This is a genomic window from Idiomarina sp. 28-8, assembly GCF_000320945.2.
GTDB classification, from domain to species: Bacteria; Pseudomonadota; Gammaproteobacteria; order Enterobacterales; family Alteromonadaceae; genus Idiomarina; species Idiomarina loihiensis.
Genome location: NZ_DF266789.1, coordinates 177,841 through 199,735, shown reverse-complemented (window position 1 = coordinate 199,735; position 21,895 = coordinate 177,841). Strand labels below are relative to the sequence as shown.

The following is a 21,895-nucleotide window of genomic DNA, read 5'->3' as shown; positions in this document are numbered from 1 at the left end:
TTTTCAGTCACAGCGATACATGTATCTATATCTCTGGAGTGAGGTGAATATTATGAAAACTTTAGCATTAGCAACTGTTGCTGCGTTAGGCTTAGCGGCCGCGCCGGCAATGGCACAGGAAGAAGGATCAACCGGTACAGCTGGCGCCTCTGCTTCAACTGCCGGTATTGGTGGTTTATCTACTCAGGCATTGGTTTTTGCAGGTGTTGCAGCAGCAGCAACTGTAGCCGCGGTTTCTGACAGCTCTTCTAGTCCAATTATTGATGACGGATGTACTGGTCCGGACTGTGACGAGAACCCAGAGACCACTGTAACTGTAACTGGTACTGGTACTAACACTTACACAATTACTGTTCCAGTACAGTAAGTGTTAATAGCATAGAGTCGGTTAGTGAAGCGCTTCGCTTGCCTGGCTTATAAAAGTTTGTGATAAAATACCGCCGTTCGGGCGGTATTTTTTTGTTCGTTATATGGTGCTGTTTACTTTGTTGGAATAAGAGATTCATTCATGTTAATTCGCTATTGCTTACTCACTTTTTGGGCCGTTATTGTTTCTGGCTGCACCGCAGTTACGGACGAAGTTCGTGAAACAGTTGAGTACGCCTTTAAAGAGCAACAAGACGCCGAACTCACTCCTGAAGAAATAAAGGACTTTCCCTATACAGCTATGTACGCCCAATGGGAAGGATTTCCGCGTACACTTATTGTGCTGGGCTTTATTGATAACCCCGGTGAAAGACATTTTGTAACCGCTGAAAAGGAAACGCTGGTAATACGCAATGGCCGCGTTATAAGAACTCAGGACTTACGCCAGAACTTACTGGCCACTTCCAATTTAAGCCAGGATCCATTGCAGTGCATTATTACCCAACCAGCGAAATGCAAAACGAGCTGGCAGCGTGACTACGATTACCAATTCGAAGAGCAAACCTTAAGCCGCACGGTAAATTCACAGTTCTATGTACAGGAAGAGCAAACTCTGGATCTGCCCTTTGGTGAAGTTGATGTCACTTTAATAGAAGAGAAAGGGCGCTTTAAATTAACCGGAGAAACCTTTATTAACCGCTTTTGGGTTGAAAGCGATGGGCATGTGGTGAAAAGCGAGCAGCAGTTGTTTCCTGGTGAAGTGACGTTGACATTAACTCAAGTGACCTGGATAGGTCGTGATTATTCTAATAAAGTAGCGAAATGAGCCCGTTCATGAAAAAAACAGTGTTACTTTCTTTTACCCTGGCTGCGCTTGTAATGGTGGCTATGCCGGTAACCGCTAAAACGCAAAAAATTACCTTTGAAGGCCCGGTTCGTTTGCAGCAGGCGTTGTCTGCAATGCAAGAGCAGGGCTTGTTAGAAAATATTTATTGGCCGACAGCTCGCTTAATAAAAGTGGATGATCAGAGCCAGATAGATGCACAAAAACGTGCCGTACTTGGCAATTTGGCTGAACTTGAAGATTATTGGCGCGGCCGCAGAGAAACTGATAAAGCAGATGCCGTTGCTTTAGTTGCTAACCAAATAAAACGTTGGCGGTTAGGTAAACAACTAACCGGTGCTGTTAGCATAGAGCAGGCGCGGCAACGTTTGGCAAATAACCCATTGCTGCCTGAAGGCCAGTATCAACTGGTGGTGTCCGACAGGCCCGAAGTGATTTATGCCTATGGCCTTTTTGCAGAGCCCGGACAATATAAGTTTCACTCGGGTAAAACCGTGGCTAACTGGATACATAGTATTGAGAACAATTCGGCGTTGCTTGCAGCGCACAATAAAACTCAGGCGCTAAAAGTATCGGTTGCAGGTGAGCTGGAGAGCAACTGGAGTTACTTTCAGCAGGATGCGACAGAGCTGTTACCTGGTAATATTTTGTGGTTAGGTTTTGAACCCAACCAATTACCGCCTAAATTTAAGAGTCTGAATACCGATATTCGTGATTTGTTGCAGCACTTTGTTGCGGATGAGTCGGTTCGTTCCACAACTAATATGCCTTCATACAAAGTAAGTTCAGAGCCTACACCAGAACGGCACTGGTCGCGTCAGGATTTGTCGCCTAGTTATAATAATTATGGCTCGGTAGGTTTAATGCAAAATCCTACGGCTCGTATGGCTAAAGAGGGTGAATTAGCCATTAGTTACTCCGATATGGAAGAGTATCGCCGTTACTCGGTGAATTTGCAGTTGTTGCCCTGGCTTGAGACCACTGCGTTTTATACCCGTTTTCCTAACCGTTTATATAGTGATGTGCCAGACTTTAGTGGCGACTCAATATTGACGGACAAAGGCTTTGATGTAAAAGCCCGCTTATGGCAGGAAAGTTATTGGTTACCTGAAGTGAGCGTGGGCTTAAGAGATTTAGCCGGCACCGGGCTTTTTGATGCCGAATATATTGTAGGGAGCAAACGTTTTGGCCCAGTCGATATTAGCTTAGGGGTCGGGTTTGGACGTTTAGGCACATACGATGATGTGTCTAACCCTTTTTGTGAAGTGTCGGACGAATACTGTACCAGAAAGACAGGTTTTAGTGGAAAGGGCGGTGAACTGGAATATGACCAGTGGTTTACCGGATCTATGGCTTTGTTTGGTGGTATAGAGTACCAAACCCCCTGGGAGCCATTAACCTTAAAGGCCGAGTACGAAGGTAACGATTACAGCCGTGACCAGGCTGGCGTGCCTATCGTTGTAGACAGCCGCTGGAACTTTGGAGCGAACTATCAGGTAACCGATTACTTCGATGTACAGTTAAGTTATGAGCGTGGCGATACGCTAATGTTTAATTTTAGCCTGCGTACTAACTTTAACGAGTTGAACCAGGTGAAAACCACGCCGCCTAAAACCCCGCCTCAGAAACCGAAAGCGAACAATCTGGATGACGTTGACTGGGCAGCTATGCGCGGCGAAATGACTAAGCAGGGCGCTTTTGGTGGCGCTCGTTTTGCGGCAACAACAGATGAAGAAGTAACTATGTATGCTTATCATCGTCGTTTTCGTAACAGTGATGAAGCCTATGACCGCGCTGCCCGTATTATGGCGGCAGAGCTTCCTGAATCAGTAAAAACTTATAATATGGTTGATCAGGTACTGTTTGACCCTAGTGTGAATACTCAGGTTAATGCCGAGGAATTTAAACGCCGCATTCGTAATGAAGACCCGGGTAAAAGCGTTGATGGAACCGAAGAGTTATTTACACGTATTTACCCTGACGAAACACCGGGTAAAGACAGCGATGACTGGAAGCTGAACCCTGACTACAAGTTTGCTAACCGTTACGGGTTGAAGCCTTTTTTCCAGCAGGACTTTGGTAGCCCGGAAAACTTCCAGACCTATCAGCTGGGTGTGTTTGCATTTGGTAGTCGTTGGCTTACAGAGAATATTGAAGTGTTTGCCGAAACGGGTTTTAACCTGGCCAACAACTACGATGAATTCAACTTTTTAGGTGGTGGGCCTTCTGAGTTGCCAGAAGTGCGTACTCAGGTAAGACGCTATATTAAGAATGACGTGTGGCTAGATTCTGCGCAGGTGACTTACCATAAACGGCTCGGTCAGGACTGGTTCGCCATGGCGTACGCAGGGTACCTTGAGCGGATGTTTGGTGGTGCCGGGGCTGAGATATTGTACCGGCCTATAGACAGCCCATGGGCTTTTGGGGCGCATATTAACCGAGTACGCCAGCGGAACTTTACAGGTGGTACCGGCTTCTTAGATTATGAAGTGACGACTGGCTTTGTTAGTGCTTATTATCAAATGCCGTGGTTGTCAGATACTTTATTGCAGTTGGATGCGGGCCAATTCCTGGCGGGTGACAAAGGCGTTAATGTGACGTTGCAGAAACGCTTTGACAGTGGCGTTATTGCTGGTGCTTACGCGGCCTTTACTAATGTTTCGGCGGAAGAATATGGGGAGGGCAGTTTTACTAAGGGCTTTTTCATTAGCATTCCGTTTGACTTAATGAGCGTACGCCACACGCGGCAACGCATTGGCTTTAGCTGGGTACCGCTGTCGCGTAATGGCGGACAGCAGTTGCACCGAAGAACTCGCTTGTATGATTATACGGATGACCGGTCGCCGTTCTATAATCGTTAATGTGGTTTAATTTTTTCGAGCTTTTAAAAGAAGGGAGTATTTTTTGAAGGCGCTAAAACTGTTAATGCAGCTGCCCCGCAATGTGAAGCGGGGCATTGGTCTGGTGGTTGATGTGGTATCAATCAGCATTGCCATGGTTACTGCTTATTTATTGAACTTTGATGCCGTTATGCCGCTACGTTGGTCGCAGTGGGTGATCCTCGGCGGTATTGTGTTAGCCATTACCTTACTGGCCTTTATCCGCTTTGGGCTGTATCGGGCCGTAGTTCGTTATGTTGGTTTTAAAATACTGAGCCTGGTCTTTTTGACGGTTATATTCAGCGGTGCGGTGCTGATGATCGGTGCCTTATTGATGGGTATTGCTTTACCGGTATCGACGGTTGTGAATTACGTGCTCATTACCTTGTTATTAACTGGCGGTAGTCGTCTGGTGGTACGCGAGGGGTATCAGCGGGCGATGAGCCGGGAAAAGGAGCGGGTGATTATTTATGGTGCGGGTTCGGCGGGTCGACAGTTAGCGCAGGCGTTGATCAACGGCAGTGAGTTTCATCCCGTATTGTTTGTGGATGATGACAAGAAGTTGCAGGGGACTTCGGTACTGGGCATGCCCGTATTAGCTGCGGGCAATATTGAGGATAAGGCTAGAGAACTGGATATTCAACGTATTTTGTTGGCTTTGCCCAGCACGCTGCGCTCGCGGCGCCGTCAAATTCTGGATGCTTTGGAAGCCCTGCCGGTAAAAGTACAAACCGTACCCGGCATGGCCGATATGGTGAATGGCGACTTGTCGATTGACCAGCTACAGGACGTGCGCGTAGAAGACTTGTTAGGGCGTGACCCGGTGACTCCTGCGCCACAGTTAATGGAAAAGCATATTACCGGGCAAACCGTGTTGGTAACGGGGGCGGGTGGCTCTATTGGATCTGAATTGTGCCGCCAAATACTGAAACAGCGGCCTAAAGCGTTGGTGCTGTATGAGTTGTCGGAATTTGCTTTATACGCCATTGAGCGCGAGTTAACACAAATTTGTCAGCAGCAGGGCATTGGCGCTGAGATTATTCCGGTTATAGGTACGGTTCAGCGGCGGAATCGTATTGAAACTGTGTTGAGAGCTTTTGCTGTGGACACCGTATACCACGCCGCGGCTTATAAGCATGTACCTCTAGTTGAATACAATATGGTTGAGGGCGTGCGCAACAATGTGTTTGGCACCTGGCATACAGCGGAAGCCGCTATTTCTGCCGGTGTTAAGCAGTTTGTGTTAATTTCCACTGACAAAGCCGTGCGGCCCACTAATGTCATGGGTACCACCAAGCGCTTGTCAGAATTAGTATTGCAGGGGCTGGCACAACGCCAACGCGAAACGCGCTTTTCTATGGTGCGTTTTGGTAATGTATTGGGCTCGTCGGGCTCCGTGGTGCCGTTGTTTAAAGAGCAAATTGAACACGGCGGGCCGGTCACCGTAACGCACCCCGATATTACCCGCTTTTTTATGACCATACCCGAGGCTGCGCAGCTCGTGATACAGGCTGGCACCATGGGACATTCCGGCTCGGTGTTTGTGCTGGATATGGGTGACTCGGTTAAAATTGTCGATTTAGCTCGTAAAATGATCCGCTTGTCTGGCCTCGAAGAGCGTACCGAGAAGAACCCGCATGGTGACATTGCCATAGAGTTTAGTGGTTTGCGCCCGGGTGAAAAGCTATACGAAGAACTGCTAATTGGCGACAATGTGGAAGCCAGTGACCACTCGCGTATATTGCGTGCCAATGAGCAGTCGCTAAGTTGGGACGAAATGGAGAAACTGCTGGGACTGTTGGATGACGCCTGTCAGCGGTTTGCGATAGACGAGCTGCGTCAATTATTGCTGGACGCCCCAACCGGCTACGCACCAGCTGACAACCAGATTTGTGATGTTATTTGGAATAAACACCGCACCTGTAGTGAAGACGAAACCGATGTTGCCTGACGTATAAAAGGACGAAATAATGATTAAAAACGGACCTTACTTAGCTTTAGATACCAGCTACCAAAAACTTTCAGTGGACGAACTGCTTGAAACGGCCGGCAAACGCCTACCTGAACACTTCGATGAACACCGCCAGCAACTGTGCCGCGGCGAATACCGCAATATAAGCGAAGACCGCCCGGTCACTCATGTACTCAGCCGTTCCGTGCACGCGGTGGCAAAACAAAGTAACCGCAAAACCCGCTTTGTGGATACCGTGCAAAAGCTGCGTTCCGGCCGTTGGTTAGGCAGCACCGGAAAACCCATTACCGACGTAGTGAACATTGGCGTGGGTGGCTCTGACCTGGGGCCGCAGATGGGCGCTTTTGCCTTGCGTGAATTTGCGGATGACGCCGCAGTGCACGATTTGCAGGTGCATTTTGTGTCCTCTATGGATGGCGGCCAGCTGTATGCCGTGTTGCCTATTGTTGATCCTGAAACTACCGTATTTATTGTTTCGTCTAAGTCGTTTGGCACGGTAGACACTTTTGCTAATGTGGACACAGTACGAAAATGGGTAGAGCCTCAGTTAACTCAGGAGCAATGGCTGGCAAACCACGTTATAGGCGTGTCGGCCAATGTACAGGGAATGACGGATTACGGTATACCACCGGCTCAGCAGTTTACCTTTGGCGAAGGCGTAGGTGGGCGTTTTTCGTTGTGGTCGGCGTTAGGTTTGAGCATAGCGTTAACCACTGGCATTAGACCTTTTGAGCGCATGCTGGAAGGCGCAAAAACCATGGACGAACACTTTTTAGGCGCGCCGTTGAAAGAAAATTTGCCGGTATTACTGGCTTTGTATGGGGTGTATAACCGCGAGCAACTGGGCATTAATAACTTAGCCATTTTGCCTTACGACGGTCGCTTACGTATGTTACCTAACTACCTGCAACAGCTGGATATGGAAAGCAATGGTAAGCAGTACACTGCCGAGAATGAGGCCATTGATTACCCCACTGGCCCTATTATTTGGGGCGGTTTTGGACCTAACGGACAGCACGCGTTTTTCCAGCATTTGCATCAGGGTTATGATCAGTTTACTGCGGACTTTGTCACCGTGCTTAAACGCGAAGCCCCGGGCTTTTCGGAAGCTACCCGCAGTGGTCTTGCAGAGCAGCAGCGTTTGGCTGTAGCCAACTGTCTGGCGCACCGGCGTTTAATGTGGGACGGCAGCGAGAATGCCGGTTCACCCAGTGACCATTATCCGGGCAGGCACCCGTCTAACCTGCTGATAATGGACGAACTGACCCCCGAGAGCTTTGGCGCCTTAATAGCCGCCTATGAGCACAAAGTGTTTACCCAGGGCGTTATTTGGGGCCTGAACAGCTTTGACCAGCCCGGCGTGGAAAAGGGCAAGAAAATTGCCATGGACGTACTGCGCGTACTGGACGGCGAAAGCGACGAGTCCTTTGACGAGAGTACCGACGCCATCATTCAGCGTATGCGGTGATTTGATTATGTAGCCTGATTGTTGTTTTGAAATTAAGTTTCCGTTAAAGGTTTGTTACATTTTTTATTTACAAAATTACAACAGTCTCGTTATAGTGTCGTTCCTTTAAGGGGAACAACAATAACGAGGTAAAAATGCCAATAAAACAATTTAAACTAACGGCATTATCAGCTGCTGTTGTCATGGGGTTAGCAGCCTGCGGTGGCAGTGACGATGATAATTACGCACCAACGGTTTCGGCAGTCGAAGTTGCTGCAGAAGGAACTCAGTGGGAACCTATGACAGGTCAAGTAACTGCTACCGATCCTAACGGTAGTGATGTTACTTATTCTGCATCGGTTGTGGCTCCTGAAGACGGAACTGCGCCAGGCAATGTGGAAATTAATGGTGAAGGGGAGTTCACGTATATTCCGTTGCGTGCTGAAACCGCGACAATTGAAATTACGGTTAGTGACGGCGAATTAAGCACCACTGAAACGGTGACGGTTGAAAGCTCGACTATTAAAAGTGATCCGCTGGCTTACCAGCAGTGGCATTTAAATAACACCGGTCAGAAAACTTACACTCAAACACAGGCGGCATTGGACTTCTTAGTAAACAATTTTGGTTGGACAGAAGAAGATGCGCTAGCCCAATTTTTTGATGAAAGCATTTATGTTCCCGGCGAAGACATGAACGTTATTGAAGCTTATGCGCAAGGTGCTTTTGGTCAGGGAATGATTGTTGGTGTAGCTGATTCTGGTTTGGAAATTCAGCACCCGGATTTGCGTGACAATATTGCGCCAAATATGTCATTAAACTTTGATCCTGATGCAACTAATAAAATGGATCCTACTAATACGTTGAGCAACACCGGTGATCACGGTACCTCTGTTGCGGGCTTGATTGCAGCCGTTGCTGGAAATGGCCTGGGTGGACGCGGCGTAGCTCCGCAGGCTCAAGTGTTCGGAGCTAACTACCTGGGTGGAAATGTTGATCAGAACGAGCTGAACTCAGCTTTAATCCATGGTTTGCCAGGCAGCGGCGTTTCTGAAAGCGATCCTATCATAGCTTATAACCGCAGCTACGGTTACTCAGCTCCTTATGTTTATTACACATCTCCAACGGACGAAGTGTTTGAAAAGTACGCAGCGACTGCGTTACGTAATGGCCTTGGCGCTATTAACGTGAAGTCGGCTGGCAACTCCTTTGACGGTGGTGTTTGGGGATTATGTGCTGTAAATGGTGCTATCAGCACGGGTCTTACTTGCTTAAATGGTAATATGGATCCTTCAAATGCTAACTTCTATACCACAACTGTTGCAGCTGTGAATTCTGATGGTAACCACACAAGTTATTCAACTGCGGGAGCTAATACGTTTATTTCTGCGCCAGCGGGTGAATATGGTGAATTTGCTCCGGCTATGGTCACAACTGACCAGTCAACTTGTTTACAGGGGTATAGTAGCTTCCCGTATCAGGATGCAATTGATGCTCAAGCGGGAGCTCCTGGGTATTTTGAAGCGTTCAGCAACTTTAATGCCCCGGGTCACGAGGAGAATCCGTCGTGTAACTTTACTAGTACCTTTAATGGAACCTCGTCTGCGGCTCCTAACACGACGGGTGTAGTTGCTTTAATTGGCTCTGCAAACCCTGCGCTGAGCGCGCGAGAAATTCGCCATATTATGGCAAATACTGCTGACCAAGTAGACGTAGAAGACGAAGCTGTTGTTATTGAAGTTAACGGCGGTGAGTTTGTTGCAGACCCTGGCTGGATTGAAAACTCGGCTGGTTATCCGTTTAACCTGAAATACGGTTTTGGCCGTGTTAATGCAGGTGCAGCTGTCGCAATGGCAAAAGAAATGGAAGCCGGTTCAATGGCTGAGCTAATTGAAACTGACTGGATGAATGTCTCACCAGAAACAGCGATTGATATTCCTGATAACGATGCTGATGGAGCCAGTTATAGTTTCACTGTCGAAGATGACATGACGCTAGAAGGCTTACAGTTCTCGTTAACGGTTAGCAACGTAGACTTTGATGGGTCTGGTTGTTCTTTTTACAGTACTGCAGGTTCAGATTTAGCTATTGAAGTAACTTCTCCGGCGGGTACAACTACTCAGCTACTGTCGGGTCGTCAGGAAATTTTAGCTGGTGCTAATGGCCAATGTAGCCCATATATTCTTGAAGATACTGTATTTCTGGCAAATGCCTTTTATGGTGAAAGTCTCGCGGGTGAATGGACGGTACGTTTCGTTGATACTAATGGTGAAGACTTGAACCTTAGTGGCCTACCGGTATCAAACAACTCAGTACCTTCAGTTTTAGAAACCGTTAGCGTTCGTGCGTTCGGTCATTAATAGGAGCAAAGTGATATGAATTTAACAAAAGCACTATTAGCGGTGGCCGTCAGTGGCGTAGTTGCTGTATCGGCCACGGCACAGGAAATTCCTGAGCCGATGAAAAAACAACAACCGGCTAAAAAGCAATTACCTCAAATGGATGCAAAGCGCGATTATCAGCAATACAGTTTCACTAAGCTACCTGAGTCTGCAAAGCTTTCGGGAGATGAAGATAATGTGTTGTTAGCCGGAACTGAAATGATTAACCGCATTACTGGTGAGAAGGCATATGTATCAGGAATTATTACTGTTCTAGCTAGTGATGTTGACGCTGATGCTTTAGCGTCTCAATTTGGTTTGACGGTTGAGCGTGTTTATTCACGTTTAAACCTGGCTATGCTTAAAGCGCCTGACGGCACCAATATGTTAAAACTGCGTGATGAGTTACGCAGTGTAAGCGGTGTTAACAGCATTAAAGTTGAGATTGTGGAAAACCTTCGTAAGCCTCATACACTTTAAGTTGTAGTATGATTAAGTGAAAACCGCATTCGGGTTTTGCCTGAATGCGGTTTTTTTGTTTTCGATGTAGACTGACATGAATATCAGGCTACGAAGAGATAAGCCCGCAAAACATTTGACAAACTCGCGGCTGCAAACTAAATTGATTTATAAGTAACTCATTAAGCAGTTTAATGGTTTATATATAAATCAATTGCATGCCAAAATCTATAGTACGTACCTACTCACAATACACCAAAGAAGCCCTGACTCTACTGTCTGGGCTTATTCGTGCTGCGCGCATTGAGCGCAAGCTTAGTACTCAGGAAGTTGCAGAGCGCGCAGGTATTTCAAGAAGTATGCTTCAGCGTATTGAAAAGGCTGATCCTAAGTGTGAAATAGGTGCCGTATTCGAGGTGGCCAGTATTGTCGGTGTGCCGCTATTCAATGCAGAACTGTCTTCTCCAAAATTAGCGAATAACATTAAGCGTACCGAGGAGAAACTTGCTCTGCTGCCGCAAAGAGCGCGTAAACCGCAAAAGGCCGTTGATGATGATTTCTGAGCTCTTCAATTTCTCAACCCATTTTCATTACAGACGTGACTTAACGGAATGATTCATGCTTAAAGAAGTAAAGGAAATAGCCCGCGAGGCTGGCGCTGCCATTATGGACATTTACCGAAGCGATGACTTTGATGTGCAGAAAAAAGCCGACGACAGCCCGCTGACAAAAGCAGACTTAGCCGCGCATAATATCATTTGTGATGGTTTGCGCGCTCTGGATATTCAGTATCCGGTTATTTCAGAAGAGTCATCGAATATTAGCTGGGCGCAGCGTAAGCACTGGTGTCGCTATTGGTTAGTCGACCCGCTTGACGGCACCAAAGAGTTTATTAAGCGCAACGACGAGTTTACCGTGAACATTGCTTTGATAGAAAAGGGCGTGCCCATTTTAGGAGTGGTGTATGCTCCGGCTCTGAATGCTATGTACACCGGCGAGCGTGACCGCGGAGCGTTCTTAAACGACAAAGTTATTTCCGTTGCCTCGAGGAAGTCGGAAACCTTGCGCGTAGTAGGCTCGCGTTCACATCCGTCGCAGGAAACTACCGACTGGCTGGATGCTTTAGACAAACCGTATGAGATGCTGGGAGTAGGCAGTTCGCTAAAATTTTGCCTGGTAGCAGAAGGCAAAGCCGACATTTATCCGCGCTTAGGACCTACAAGTGAGTGGGATACCGCCGCAGCCCATGCGGTACTAGGTGCAGCGGGCGGAGAAGTTACAACCGTTGCCGGTGCCCCGCTGCTGTATAACCAAAAAGAAGACTATTTGAACCCGCATTTTATTGCCCGGTGAGGTAGCCTGACGTGAACGTCAGGGCCGGATCTGACCTGACATTTATGTCATTCACAACGCAGTATTAATGCTTGCTTGTCGATGTTGCTGCCGCCTGAGGATCCACAATGGTGTAACCCAAGTTGCTTGATTTATCTGTGTTAGAGACATCCACCTTTTCTAACTGAGACTTTGTTGCAGACTGAGGCTCATAAGGTTCAGACTCAGGGCGCTCTGCCAGCTGGTAGTGGTTGAAACGAGGCAGAATGTAATACCCGCCATTGGTGGCCTCTCCGTACTCATCATAGTACGTCGATATATCCCATTCTAAAACTGAGAATATCTCTTTTTCACTAAAGCCCAATGGCACCCAGCGTCTGACAGATCTCGGGGTTTGCGCGATTTAAAAGTAACACTCTTTTATTGGGAAAACGCTACTACTTAGTGATAAAAACACGGTTTCGGCCGTCTTTTTTGCCTTGATACATGGCATTATCGGCTTCGCCATAGAGCGAGGACCAGTTTGAGTTTTCGTCAGATAGGCTGCTGACTCCAATAGTGACAGAAAGAGAAAGTTGATTGTCTTTAAGTTGTATAGGTTGAGAGTTAACGGCTTCTTTCAATTCTTCAGCGAGTTTGAATGCGTCATTAATAGTGGTATCTGGCAACATGACAGCAAACTCTTCACCACCAATACGGGCGACAAGATCAGAGCTCCTAACTCTTTCGCTCATAATTTTTGCCAACTTCTCTAAGACGCGGTCGCCTGTACTGTGACCGAATCTGTCATTTATCTTTTTGAAAAGGTCAACGTCGATGACCAGCAGAGAAAGCTGGCTTGATGTTCTTTTTGAGCGTGTAATTGCGCGCTCAATTTGCTCAATAAAATAGCGCCGGTTGGCTAGGCCCGTTAACGAGTCAATACGTGATTGATTAAGTAGTTCTAGCTCCAGCTCTTTTTGTTGGGTAATGTCATGTATGGTCCCAACTAATACCTCTCCATCTTGCTGCCATTGAGCATATATATGAACCCATAAGTAGTGTCCGTCTGAGTGTCGGATACGGTGAGTCTTATCGAAGACTTTTGAATTAAATAAACGCTCTCGGCTGTCCTCAAAAAGATTCTCATCATCAGGGTGTAACAGCTCTTTGAACAAGGACAGGGATGCTGCTGTTGTTTTAGGGCTGAGGCCAAGCATATTGAAAATAATGGGTGACCAGGTCAATGAGTTATCCGATAGTGTGAAAGACCAATAGCCCAGCTGAGCTATTTCTTGTGCAGTTTGAAGTGTTTTTTGGCTGCTTTTAAGTTCACGCTCTAACTGTTTTAGTTCTGTAATATCAATATGCGTTCCGGAGAACCACTCTGGCTCACCTTCTTCAGTGCGCGTAACAATTTTGCCGTGATCCCTGATCCATACCTCATGCCCTTGTTTATGCTTTAGTCTTAAATCTGCGCTGTAAAAAGATGTTTTGCCAAGAACATGCGACTGGAAAACTCGCTGAAACTTTTCATGGTCAGCTTTATGGAGGATACTGAGCCAGGTTTTAGTACTGATTGGTTTAAGTTCCTCGATGGTGTAGCCGACCATAGACGCCCATCGCTCATTAATAATGAGTTCATCAGTTTGTACGTTCCATTCCCAAGTGCCAGCATCAGTGCTTTCGATAATGCTATTGAGTCGATGAGAGCTTGGCAATGATAAGTAACAAGAACCGTGTGGGTCATTACTGAGAAATTCGACCAGGCAGCATGGAATACCTTCAATAGTCATTGGTGTCGCGGTTACATCAAACTGTTTATCTAATGCGTTTATATAAACTTCAACGGGAGCGTTTTTGTCTTGAATGAGAGTATCCCAGGAAACAGCTTCATGGGTATGTTTACTGTAAGCAGTTACGCGTTCAGGCGGCGTTCCATCAACATGGTTACCGTTGCACTGACCTATGACGCGACCGTCGTTATTGACGATCAAATAACAACTGTTTCTTCTCAATTTAGACATGAAACCTACAGAATGCGCTGAAATTAACTAAATACCTAGATTACTTATGAAGCATATATTATTTAAATGTTAACACAGAGGTTTTTTTGGATCTTGGATAATTTTAAGGGGAATAAGGCGAGCAGAGCAGTTGACCATGCAAAGTGCTTTTAATGTTTAAAGCGCAACTTGGTTCAGTGGCGGTTTAGCCACTGAACCAAGCGTAACTGGAAGGGTATTATTCTTCGCCGTTGTCGTTTTCGATTTCGGCTTCTTCTACTAGGATGTAGCTTTGTTCAACCCAGCGGCCTTCTATTTCAATAACCGTGCCGACTTCAAGGGCTGCGATAAATGTTGCGACGTCGACTTTTCCATCGTTGAATTCAAGCTCTGCGTCTTCAGCAAAGCGAAGCTTTTTGCCGTTCACAAAAACAAACTCACCTTCAATAGATTCTACGGCGCCCTCAAATTCTGCTTTGCCTGTATTGCCAGGACGTTCATCGTCACTATCGTCATCCTCTCCGCTAACGTTTTCAATCTCAACTTCAGTGGCCAGTAGCGAGCCGTTAACGTATTCACGTTCGGCTTCCACAATAACCGCATTACGGCTTTCGACTAATGCAATAAAGTCATCAATAGAAATTGTGCCGTCATCGTCTTCAAATTCTACGTTGTCGGCAAAACGTACGGCGACATTTGCGACACGCATACCGTCGGTCGTAACATCCGTCACGCGGCCTTTCACTTCGCCGTCGCGGTCATCTTCGTCAATGCGTTTTACTTTCAGTGCAACCGTATCGCCTTCTTGGTTCTGACGCGAGACGACCTTCAGCCAGTCGTTAGCAGCAATGTTTTCAAATGTGAAGCGGCGCTCGTCTAAGTCCGATTCATCCTCATACTGGGTCTCTGGTGTGATACTAAAGGTTGTCCCATTAAGCACAAACGTCATGGCTTCACTGTCAATGTCTGTTACTTGACCTTCGACTTTACTGCGCGCGTTCCGGGCCTTGAACTCTATCTCATCGGCAACCAACTGCTCACCGTCAAACTCGGCTTCGACTTTTACGATAATACCGTTGGCTAAGGTATCGGCAGTGCCGTCTTCAAACTCAGTGCTTTCACCCAAGACGAAGTCGTATTGATTTACTGAGAACGTTCCGGCATCGGCGTCATAGTTTTTAACGATACCGGCAATGGTGATTTCATCGGTGTCTTCGTCGAGGCCATTCTGCTCTTTGTTCTCGACCTCATCTGCCGTGAGGGTCATGGACTCATTATCGTAAGCTTCGCCTTCGACTTTCACGAACAGTCCGTCAGCAAGGTCGTCGGCGTTCATATCGTCAAATTCTGCTGCAGAATAGTTAATGGTTAACTCACCCAGCGTAAACGTTTCAGTGTCTGTGTTTAAATTGGCAACGTTGCCTTTGAGCTTAATTTCCGTTTCATCGTTTTCCAGCTCAACCAGGGTAGCGTAAAACGCACCGTCTTCATTGACGTAGCCGCTTATTTCGACAAAATCGCCAATGGTTAAAGTGTTAATATCGGCTTCTTCAAACTCAGTTAACTCATCATAAATAACCGTTTGACCCAGTACCTCAATTTGCTCTGCTTCTCTGTCAATGAAGGCAACCGGGCCTTGCAGGCTTTCTTCATAAGTGATTTGCTCTGCCTCCGGGTCGTTGCCGTCATCGGATGCAGAAGCGGCGACAGTGACTACCATGCCCACTCTTAGTTGCGCTTCATCGGCTGCTGGCGAGTTACCGACCGCGATAGTGGCATTGTCAGAGCCGTATCGCTGGCCATTGACATACACACTGCCAAAGCCAGTGATCACACCTTCGCTGACAACGGTCGTTGTTGTGGTTGATGTGTCGCCGTTGTTGTTTTCGCCGCTTGTATTGTCGTTGGTAGAGTCGCTTGAGCTTCCGCCACACGCCGTGAGCGCGCCGGATATTGCTAAGACTAAAAGGGACTGTTTAAAACGCATGGTACTACCTCTTATTGTTGCTAAAACACTTTTTACAAAAGTGTATGTAGCTTCACTTTAGCGCATGATTTTGGGGGCTGCCAGCAGATAGATTGTGTTTTTTGAATGCTTGTTACGTTAGGTTTTTGTTATAAGATTTCGCTTGTGTAGATACAAGGCATACCATCTCCTTTTATTCACCGAATAAAGTGACTGTATGTCGTTTTTAGTGTTTTTCAATATAAATTAATCGGTATCGGTGATTTTATGTTTCTGTCGTTGATGTAATATCTCATGACTAAATACGCTTTCGTCGGGTGATTTAGTAATGACGTTTTAATACCATTTAAGTTTAATTTTTATTCATAAATGGTATATATTTAATGTTGGTTTTCGAGTTTGATGGAGCAAAGAGTTTATCAAACATGCAAAAGCATGGAATTGATTTTTACTCTGCTCAATCTCTTTGGAATGACCCGGAGTTAATTGAAATTCCGGCTAAAACTGAAGATGAAAAGCGTTATTTAGTTATAGCTAAGTACAAAGGAAAGCATTGGTCAGCTGTGATTACTTATCGAACAAGAGCAATCAGAATTATTTCTGTCAGACGCTCTAGGCATAGTGAGGTGAAGCTTTATGAAAGCGAGTGAATTTGACAAAAAGTTTGATTCAGATGAAGACGTTATGGATGAGCTTGAGCTGGAAAAGGCGAAAAGACCCATGCGCAAACAAAAGCGAGTGAATGTGGATTTTCCTGAATGGATGCTAGACTCTTTAGATGAAGAGGCTGCCCGCATTGGAGTAACAAGACAATCTATTATTAAAGTCTGGTTAGCTGAGCGGCTTGAGCAGATTGAAAGGAACCTATAGGTGAAACACATGAAACTACTTTTAGCTTTTGCAACAGCTGCGCTATTGGCGGGTTGCAGCACCGCTCAGTCAGCAACAGATACTCCGGTTACTATGGCCGATATTACAGAACTTATTGGTAAACCGGAAGCGCAAAGTATAGATAGCTGTAAGGTACTGCCAATAGGTAAAAAGGCATGTGGTGGGCCAGCGAGTTATGTGGTGTACAGTAGTGAAACCATTACCGATGAGAGAGAACTGCTGGATGCTGTGCATCGCTACAATAAGAAGGCCGAAAAAGATGCTCAAACAGGCTATTCTACTTGTCAGTTTATTCCCGAGCCTGAACCCCAGTTAAAAGGCGGTGTGTGCTGGATACCCTAGTGGACAAATACTAATCACTTAATTAGACTAACTAGTATCAATATTTAAGAGTAAGCGGAGGCTTGATGGACAAGATTGATCGTGCTTATTATCCAGAGCTCGACAAGCTTCTGTGGGATACCAATACGAAATACTTAACGCCTAAAGAAGCATTGGATATTTATGAAACTCGCTGGCGTTTTGTCGAAGAAAGGCAATTGCTTAAGCGCGAGCGTCAGCTAATTGATAAATTGGCAAAAGATGCAGGCGGTTTTCTCCCAAGTGCAGCGTAAAAATTTATGAGCACTTACCAGCGTAAACACCACCAGTTAATTCAGCGTTGCCTGGTTAATTTTAATAGCCATTACTTAACGGAACACTCAATTCTTTTTGGCGGTGGCACTCGCATTGCTCTTGAGCTTGGCGAGTATCGTGAGTCTGTTGATATCGATTTTCTTTGTAGAGACAAAAAATCATTTCGAGCGGTAAGAGAACAGGTAACTAATAGAACGCTAGGTGAGCTGGTAAAAGAGGATTTTATTTATTCTCGCGATATTTCGTTTGATAGATATGGTGTGCGCACCTTTCTGGATGTTGATGGTGTGAGAATTAAGCTTGAGTTCGTAGCTTTTGATAACTATGCGTTAGAAAAAGGGAATGAAGCAGATTTATTTAATGTGCCTTTTATTGACCGTACTTCATGTTTTATCACCAAGCTTCTGGCAAATGCTGATAGGTGGATGCAGAAACCTTATAAAGACATATTTGATTTGATTGTTATGTTTGAAAACTGGGGGGAGATACCACCCGAGGCGTACGCGGAAGCTCACACCCATTATGGAATTGATGCCGTAAATAACAGCTTAAGGCGGGCACTTCAGAACCTTCTGAATAATCATGATACCTATAGAAAAGAAGCAGAAGCTATGGGGGTGAAAAAAGAATACTTTGATAGTGTGGTGGTTCCTGGTTCTGAGCGATTACTTTCATCAGTCAGTGGTATGTAGCCTGACATTCATGTCAGGTGAGATATCTTTCCTGACGTAAACGTCAGGCTACGAAATCAACGTAGTCAGGCTACTTGCATTCCACGCACTAAACGGGTAAAATCCACCCGCAACATGAATCCAGTCACGGAGTGTTGCACATGCTGCGAATTGCCCAAGAAGCCTTGACCTTTGACGACGTTTTGCTCGTTCCCGGTCATTCCGAAGTTCTCCCCCATACCGCTGATTTACGCACGCAATTAACGCGTGGAATTTCTTTAAATATTCCTTTGGTTTCAGCTGCGATGGATACCGTTACTGAATCGGCACTGGCAATTGCGCTGGCGCAGGAAGGCGGGCTCGGATTTATCCACAAAAATATGACCGCAGAGCAACAAGCCGCGCACGTTCGTAAAGTTAAAAAATACGAAAGTGGCATGGTCTCTGACCCGGTTACCGTAAGACCTACTACCACCATTGGTGAAATTAAAAAGCTGACTGCCGAGCATGGCTTTCAGGGTTTTCCTGTGGTTGAAGGTAATGGCGACTTGGTTGGTATTGTTACCGGTCGGGATACGCGTTTTGAAGACGACGACAGCAAAGAAATTCGCCACGTAATGACCGGCAATGATCGCCTGGTCACTGTGCACGAAACGGCAAAAAGCGAAGAAATTCTTCAGCTTATGCACAAACACCGTATTGAAAAAATTCTGGTTGTGGATGACGCGCACAAGTTGAAGGGTATGATCACCCTGAAAGACTTTGAAAAAGCGGAAAACAAACCGAACGCTTGTAAAGATGAACTGGGCTCATTGCGTGTTGGTGCTGCTGTCGGTGTTGGCGCGGGCACAGAAGAACGTATTCAATTACTGGTTGAGGCGGGCGTTGATGTATTGCTTATTGATACTTCGCACGGGCACTCTCAGGGCGTTTTAGACCGCGTTAAGCAAACTCGTAAAGACTACCCGGAATTACAAATTATTGCCGGTAACGTAGCAACGGCCGCTGGCGCTAAGGCGCTGGTTGAAGCGGGCGTTGATGCGGTTAAAGTTGGTATTGGTCCGGGCTCAATTTGTACTACGCGTATTGTTACGGGTTGTGGTGTGCCGCAGATTAGCGCTATTAGCGATGCCGTAGATGCCATTAAAGGCTCGGGTGTTCCGATTATTGCTGACGGCGGTATTCGCTTCTCAGGCGATATTGCTAAAGCTCTGGCTGCCGGCGCGCATTGTGTGATGGTGGGCAGCATGCTGGCCGGTACGGAAGAGTCGCCGGGTGAAGTTGAGCTTTACCAGGGACGTTATTACAAATCATACCGTGGTATGGGTAGCCTGGGTGCTATGAACCAGCGTAATGGTTCGTCTGACCGTTACTTCCAGAAGAGCGATGAAGCCGATAAGCTGGTACCTGAGGGAATTGAAGGGCGTATAGCTTACAAAGGACCAATTTCTGCGATTATTCATCAGCAAATGGGCGGCCTGCGTTCAGCTATGGGCTTAACCGGTTGTCCGACAATTGATGACATGCGCACTAAGCCGCAGTTTGTAAAAGTAACTGCAGCCGGCATGGGCGAATCACACGTACACGATGTGCACATTACCAAAGAAGCACCGAATTACCGCAGTTCATAATTTGATTGACGTAGCCTGACGTTTACGTCAGGAACGAGATAGCGCCTGACATCAATGTCAGGCTACTAACAGGATGACTAATGACTAGAGATATCCACGACCACCGAATATTGATTTTAGATTTTGGTTCTCAGTACACTCAACTGATTGCCCGCCGTATTCGCGAAATTGGCGTTTATTGTGAGCTTTGGGCCTGGGATGTTGATGAAGCCGACATCCGTGAATTTGCGCCTAAAGGCATTATTTTATCCGGTGGCCCGGAAAGCGTAGCTGAAGAAGGTTCACCGCGTGCGCCTGAATACGTATTTAACGCCGGTGTTCCGGTGTTTGGTATTTGCTATGGCATGCAGACTATGGCACACCAGCTGGGTGGCTCGGTGCAATGCTCGCTGGAGCGTGAATTCGGTTACGCGCAAATTGAACTGGTAGAGCAAAGCCCTCTGTTTAAAGCTATTGAAGACGCTGTGTCTGAGTCTGGTGCACCATTACTGGATGTTTGGATGAGCCACGGTGACAAAGTGGAAATGATTCCGGAAGGCTTCCACACCGTAGCGAAAACCTCTTATTGCCCGTATGCTGCCATGGCTGATGAAGAACGCCAGTTTTATGGTGTGCAGTTCCACCCGGAAGTGACTCATACGCGTCAGGGCATGCGTATGCTGGAGCATTTTGTCAGCGATATCTGTGGCTGTGAGAAGCAATGGACACCGGCAAAAATCATCGATGACGCTATTGAGCGTATCCGTGAACAGGTAGGTAGTGACAAGGTTATTCTTGGTTTGTCTGGCGGTGTTGATTCGTCGGTAACGGCTATGCTGCTGCACCGCGCTATTGGCGAGCAACTAACCTGCGTATTTGTCGACAACGGTTTGCTGCGTCTGAACGAAGCAGAGCAGGTAATGGAAATGTTCGGCGACCACTATGGTCTGAACATTTTGCCAATACGTGCAGAAGACCGCTTTTTAGATGCGTTGAAAGGTGAGAACGACCCGGAGAAGAAGCGCAAAATTATTGGTAACACCTTCATTGAAATTTTTGATGAAGAAGCCGGTAAGCTGACCGAAGTAGACTGGCTGGCGCAGGGCACTATTTACCCTGACGTAATTGAGTCTGCGGGTTCTAAAACCGGTAAAGCGCATGTTATTAAATCGCACCACAACGTAGGCGGTTTGCCGGAAGACATGAAGTTAGGTTTGGTTGAGCCACTACGCGAGTTGTTTAAAGACGAAGTGCGTAAAATTGGGCTTGAGTTAGGCTTGCCTTACAACATGCTGTACCGTCATCCGTTCCCGGGGCCTGGTTTGGGTGTTCGTGTATTGGGTGAAATTAAGAAAGAGTACTGTGATTTACTGCGCCGTGCCGATGCGATTTTCATTGAAGAGCTGCACAATGCGGACTGGTACAACAAAGTCAGTCAGGCCTTTGCGGTATTCCTGCCGGTACGTTCTGTTGGTGTTATGGGTGATCAGCGTAAGTACGACTGGGTTATTGCCATACGCGCCGTAGAAACTATCGACTTCATGACCGCGCGCTGGGCACATTTGCCGTATGAGTTGCTAGAAAAGGTATCAAACCGGATTATCAATGAAGTGAACGGCATTTCCCGTGTCACCTACGATATTTCAGGTAAACCACCTGCCACCATCGAGTGGGAATAAAGACCCCACCTGACATAAATGTCAGGCTACGAAATCCTTGTAGCCTGATGTTCACATCAGGTGAGATACCCGAATACGTGTACCAACCTTTAGAAGTGGTAAGTCACGCCTAAATGCACTTCGTTGTCGATGCTGTTGAAGTTTCCGCGGAAACCGGCGTCAGCAGAGAATTGCTCAGTGAAGGCGTAGCGTAAGCGCGCGCCAACTGATGCAAAGCCGTCTAAGCCCCAGTCATAACCGGCATCCACAATAGCTGTGGTCTGCTGGCTTAACTTAGTCATGGTACCGATACCGGCATAAGCGCTGGTGTCGTCGTAGTTGCCAAAGTCATAGTGGCTAACACCGGCTTTCAGGAAAGTATTGAATTGCTTGCCTGCGCCCATGTCCATGAAGTATTTAGCACCAGCACGAAGTGAGTAGTCACCCATATCTTGTAACTGTACTTCACCCACCCAGTTTGGGGCGATAGTTTTGGAGCCTTCTACGTAAAAATCGGAATCGTAGAAATCGGAGAAGCCGCCGCTAACATAGTTTAGATCATCAGCTTTGCTGGCTGCTGAAAACATAAGCGAGCCGCTTGCGAGTAGAGCTGTTGTTAGTATCAATTTTTTCATAGTTTGCCTCCTTGGATATGACATTTGTATTATGGCACCCAGAAGGCTAAATAGCAGCCCTTTAACTGTAAAGGTTCAGTAAAATAAAGGGCTGCAGAGGTGGTGTGTGTCGTTGTAGCCTGACATTTATGTCAGGTGAGATATTGTTCCTGACGTAAACGTC

20 protein-coding genes are annotated in these 21,895 nt (G+C 46.6%); 16 read left to right on the top strand and 4 right to left on the bottom strand.

The features are described 5' to 3' along the window. Positions 1-52 precede the first annotated feature (52 nt). From RJ32_RS01085 to cysQ, 9 genes are all read left to right on the top strand, one after another. The gene (locus tag RJ32_RS01085; protein ID WP_034818384.1) at positions 53-367 is read left to right on the top strand and encodes a hypothetical protein; all 315 of its coding nucleotides are present in this window, start codon (positions 53-55) and stop codon (positions 365-367) included. A gap of 141 nt (positions 368-508) precedes the next feature. Continuing rightward, a complete protein-coding gene (locus tag RJ32_RS01080; protein WP_051018702.1) occupies positions 509-1,192 on the top strand; it encodes a YjbF family lipoprotein in 684 nt (227 codons plus the stop codon). A gap of 8 nt (positions 1,193-1,200) precedes the next feature. Then, positions 1,201-4,071 (top strand): YjbH domain-containing protein, encoded by a 2,871-nt coding sequence (locus tag RJ32_RS01075; RefSeq protein ID WP_034818514.1) that lies wholly within the window; start codon positions 1,201-1,203, stop codon positions 4,069-4,071. A 64-nt stretch (positions 4,072-4,135) separates the two neighbouring features. Beyond that, entirely contained in the window at positions 4,136-6,040 is a 1,905-nt protein-coding gene (locus tag RJ32_RS01070) for a nucleoside-diphosphate sugar epimerase/dehydratase (RefSeq protein WP_034818382.1), read from the top strand. 19 nt (positions 6,041-6,059) lie between these two features. Beyond that, positions 6,060-7,529: a glucose-6-phosphate isomerase gene (gene pgi / locus RJ32_RS01065; RefSeq protein WP_034818380.1), complete on the top strand. Its 1,470-nt coding sequence runs from the start codon at positions 6,060-6,062 to the stop codon at positions 7,527-7,529. 134 nt (positions 7,530-7,663) lie between these two features. Continuing rightward, on the top strand, positions 7,664-9,868 hold the full coding sequence (locus RJ32_RS01060; RefSeq protein ID WP_034818379.1) for a S8 family serine peptidase: 2,205 nt from the start codon (positions 7,664-7,666) through the stop codon (positions 9,866-9,868). Positions 9,869-9,883: 15 nt separating this feature from the next. Further along, the gene (locus RJ32_RS01055; RefSeq protein WP_034818378.1) at positions 9,884-10,369 is read left to right on the top strand and encodes a hypothetical protein; all 486 of its coding nucleotides are present in this window, start codon (positions 9,884-9,886) and stop codon (positions 10,367-10,369) included. A gap of 197 nt (positions 10,370-10,566) precedes the next feature. Then, entirely contained in the window at positions 10,567-10,911 is a 345-nt protein-coding gene (locus RJ32_RS01050) for a helix-turn-helix transcriptional regulator (RefSeq protein ID WP_034818377.1), read from the top strand. A gap of 55 nt (positions 10,912-10,966) precedes the next feature. Next, complete coding sequence (gene cysQ, locus RJ32_RS01045; protein WP_034818376.1) at positions 10,967-11,701, top strand: 3'(2'),5'-bisphosphate nucleotidase CysQ; 735 nt, start codon at positions 10,967-10,969, stop codon at positions 11,699-11,701. 64 nt (positions 11,702-11,765) lie between these two features. On the opposite strand, the gene RJ32_RS01040 is transcribed toward cysQ, so the two are convergent. The 3 genes from RJ32_RS01040 to RJ32_RS01030 form a co-directional block, all read right to left on the bottom strand. Further along, positions 11,766-12,050 carry a hypothetical protein gene (locus tag RJ32_RS01040; protein ID WP_145914798.1) on the bottom strand — a complete coding sequence of 95 codons (285 nt, stop codon included), beginning with the start codon at positions 12,048-12,050 and terminating at the stop codon, positions 11,766-11,768. Between the two features lie 67 nt (positions 12,051-12,117). Then, positions 12,118-13,686: a sensor domain-containing diguanylate cyclase gene (locus RJ32_RS01035; RefSeq protein WP_082815421.1), complete on the bottom strand. Its 1,569-nt coding sequence runs from the start codon at positions 13,684-13,686 to the stop codon at positions 12,118-12,120. A gap of 217 nt (positions 13,687-13,903) precedes the next feature. Continuing rightward, positions 13,904-15,652: a DUF5666 domain-containing protein gene (locus RJ32_RS01030; protein WP_034818373.1), complete on the bottom strand. Its 1,749-nt coding sequence runs from the start codon at positions 15,650-15,652 to the stop codon at positions 13,904-13,906. 362 nt (positions 15,653-16,014) lie between these two features. Between RJ32_RS01030 and RJ32_RS01025 the strand changes: the two genes are divergently transcribed. The 7 genes from RJ32_RS01025 to guaA all read left to right on the top strand — a co-directional run bounded on the left by RJ32_RS01025 (position 16,015) and on the right by guaA (position 21,118). Next, positions 16,015-16,281 (top strand): BrnT family toxin, encoded by a 267-nt coding sequence (locus RJ32_RS01025; RefSeq protein WP_034818372.1) that lies wholly within the window; start codon positions 16,015-16,017, stop codon positions 16,279-16,281. Then, the gene (gene brnA, locus RJ32_RS01020) at positions 16,268-16,501 is read left to right on the top strand and encodes a type II toxin-antitoxin system BrnA family antitoxin (protein ID WP_034818371.1); all 234 of its coding nucleotides are present in this window, start codon (positions 16,268-16,270) and stop codon (positions 16,499-16,501) included. The genes RJ32_RS01025 and brnA overlap by 14 nt, the downstream gene beginning before the upstream one ends. A 9-nt stretch (positions 16,502-16,510) precedes the next feature. Next, entirely contained in the window at positions 16,511-16,864 is a 354-nt protein-coding gene (locus tag RJ32_RS01015) for a hypothetical protein (protein WP_034818510.1), read from the top strand. Between the two features lie 65 nt (positions 16,865-16,929). Continuing rightward, positions 16,930-17,136, top strand: coding sequence for a hypothetical protein (locus tag RJ32_RS01010; RefSeq protein WP_011233833.1), 207 nt, complete (start codon positions 16,930-16,932; stop codon positions 17,134-17,136). A gap of 6 nt (positions 17,137-17,142) precedes the next feature. Then, entirely contained in the window at positions 17,143-17,850 is a 708-nt protein-coding gene (locus RJ32_RS01005) for a nucleotidyl transferase AbiEii/AbiGii toxin family protein (protein WP_034818370.1), read from the top strand. A 140-nt stretch (positions 17,851-17,990) separates the two neighbouring features. Beyond that, entirely contained in the window at positions 17,991-19,460 is a 1,470-nt protein-coding gene (guaB, locus tag RJ32_RS01000; protein ID WP_034818368.1) for an IMP dehydrogenase, read from the top strand. An 80-nt stretch (positions 19,461-19,540) separates the two neighbouring features. After that, a complete protein-coding gene (gene guaA, locus RJ32_RS00995; protein WP_034818366.1) occupies positions 19,541-21,118 on the top strand; it encodes a glutamine-hydrolyzing GMP synthase in 1,578 nt (525 codons plus the stop codon). 89 nt (positions 21,119-21,207) lie between these two features. On the opposite strand, the gene RJ32_RS00990 is transcribed toward guaA, so the two are convergent. Beyond that, positions 21,208-21,732 carry a hypothetical protein gene (locus RJ32_RS00990; RefSeq protein ID WP_034818364.1) on the bottom strand — a complete coding sequence of 175 codons (525 nt, stop codon included), beginning with the start codon at positions 21,730-21,732 and terminating at the stop codon, positions 21,208-21,210. Positions 21,733-21,895: the final 163 nt, after the last annotated feature.

Coding starts and splice junctions, on each gene's coding strand:
- RJ32_RS01085 (WP_034818384.1), top strand. CDS start 53: ATGAAAACTTTAGCATTAGCAACTGTTGCTGCGTTAGGCTTAGCGGCC.
- RJ32_RS01080 (WP_051018702.1), top strand. CDS start 509: ATGTTAATTCGCTATTGCTTACTCACTTTTTGGGCCGTTATTGTTTCT.
- RJ32_RS01075 (WP_034818514.1), top strand. CDS start 1,201: ATGAAAAAAACAGTGTTACTTTCTTTTACCCTGGCTGCGCTTGTAATG.
- RJ32_RS01070 (WP_034818382.1), top strand. CDS start 4,136: ATGCAGCTGCCCCGCAATGTGAAGCGGGGCATTGGTCTGGTGGTTGAT.
- pgi (WP_034818380.1), top strand. CDS start 6,060: ATGATTAAAAACGGACCTTACTTAGCTTTAGATACCAGCTACCAAAAA.
- RJ32_RS01060 (WP_034818379.1), top strand. CDS start 7,664: ATGCCAATAAAACAATTTAAACTAACGGCATTATCAGCTGCTGTTGTC.
- RJ32_RS01055 (WP_034818378.1), top strand. CDS start 9,884: ATGAATTTAACAAAAGCACTATTAGCGGTGGCCGTCAGTGGCGTAGTT.
- RJ32_RS01050 (WP_034818377.1), top strand. CDS start 10,567: ATGCCAAAATCTATAGTACGTACCTACTCACAATACACCAAAGAAGCC.
- cysQ (WP_034818376.1), top strand. CDS start 10,967: ATGCTTAAAGAAGTAAAGGAAATAGCCCGCGAGGCTGGCGCTGCCATT.
- RJ32_RS01035 (WP_082815421.1), bottom strand. CDS start 13,686: ATGTCTAAATTGAGAAGAAACAGTTGTTATTTGATCGTCAATAACGAC.
- RJ32_RS01030 (WP_034818373.1), bottom strand. CDS start 15,652: ATGCGTTTTAAACAGTCCCTTTTAGTCTTAGCAATATCCGGCGCGCTC.
- RJ32_RS01025 (WP_034818372.1), top strand. CDS start 16,015: ATGTTGGTTTTCGAGTTTGATGGAGCAAAGAGTTTATCAAACATGCAA.
- brnA (WP_034818371.1), top strand. CDS start 16,268: ATGAAAGCGAGTGAATTTGACAAAAAGTTTGATTCAGATGAAGACGTT.
- RJ32_RS01015 (WP_034818510.1), top strand. CDS start 16,511: ATGAAACTACTTTTAGCTTTTGCAACAGCTGCGCTATTGGCGGGTTGC.
- RJ32_RS01010 (WP_011233833.1), top strand. CDS start 16,930: ATGGACAAGATTGATCGTGCTTATTATCCAGAGCTCGACAAGCTTCTG.
- RJ32_RS01005 (WP_034818370.1), top strand. CDS start 17,143: ATGAGCACTTACCAGCGTAAACACCACCAGTTAATTCAGCGTTGCCTG.
- guaB (WP_034818368.1), top strand. CDS start 17,991: ATGCTGCGAATTGCCCAAGAAGCCTTGACCTTTGACGACGTTTTGCTC.
- guaA (WP_034818366.1), top strand. CDS start 19,541: ATGACTAGAGATATCCACGACCACCGAATATTGATTTTAGATTTTGGT.
- RJ32_RS00990 (WP_034818364.1), bottom strand. CDS start 21,732: ATGAAAAAATTGATACTAACAACAGCTCTACTCGCAAGCGGCTCGCTT.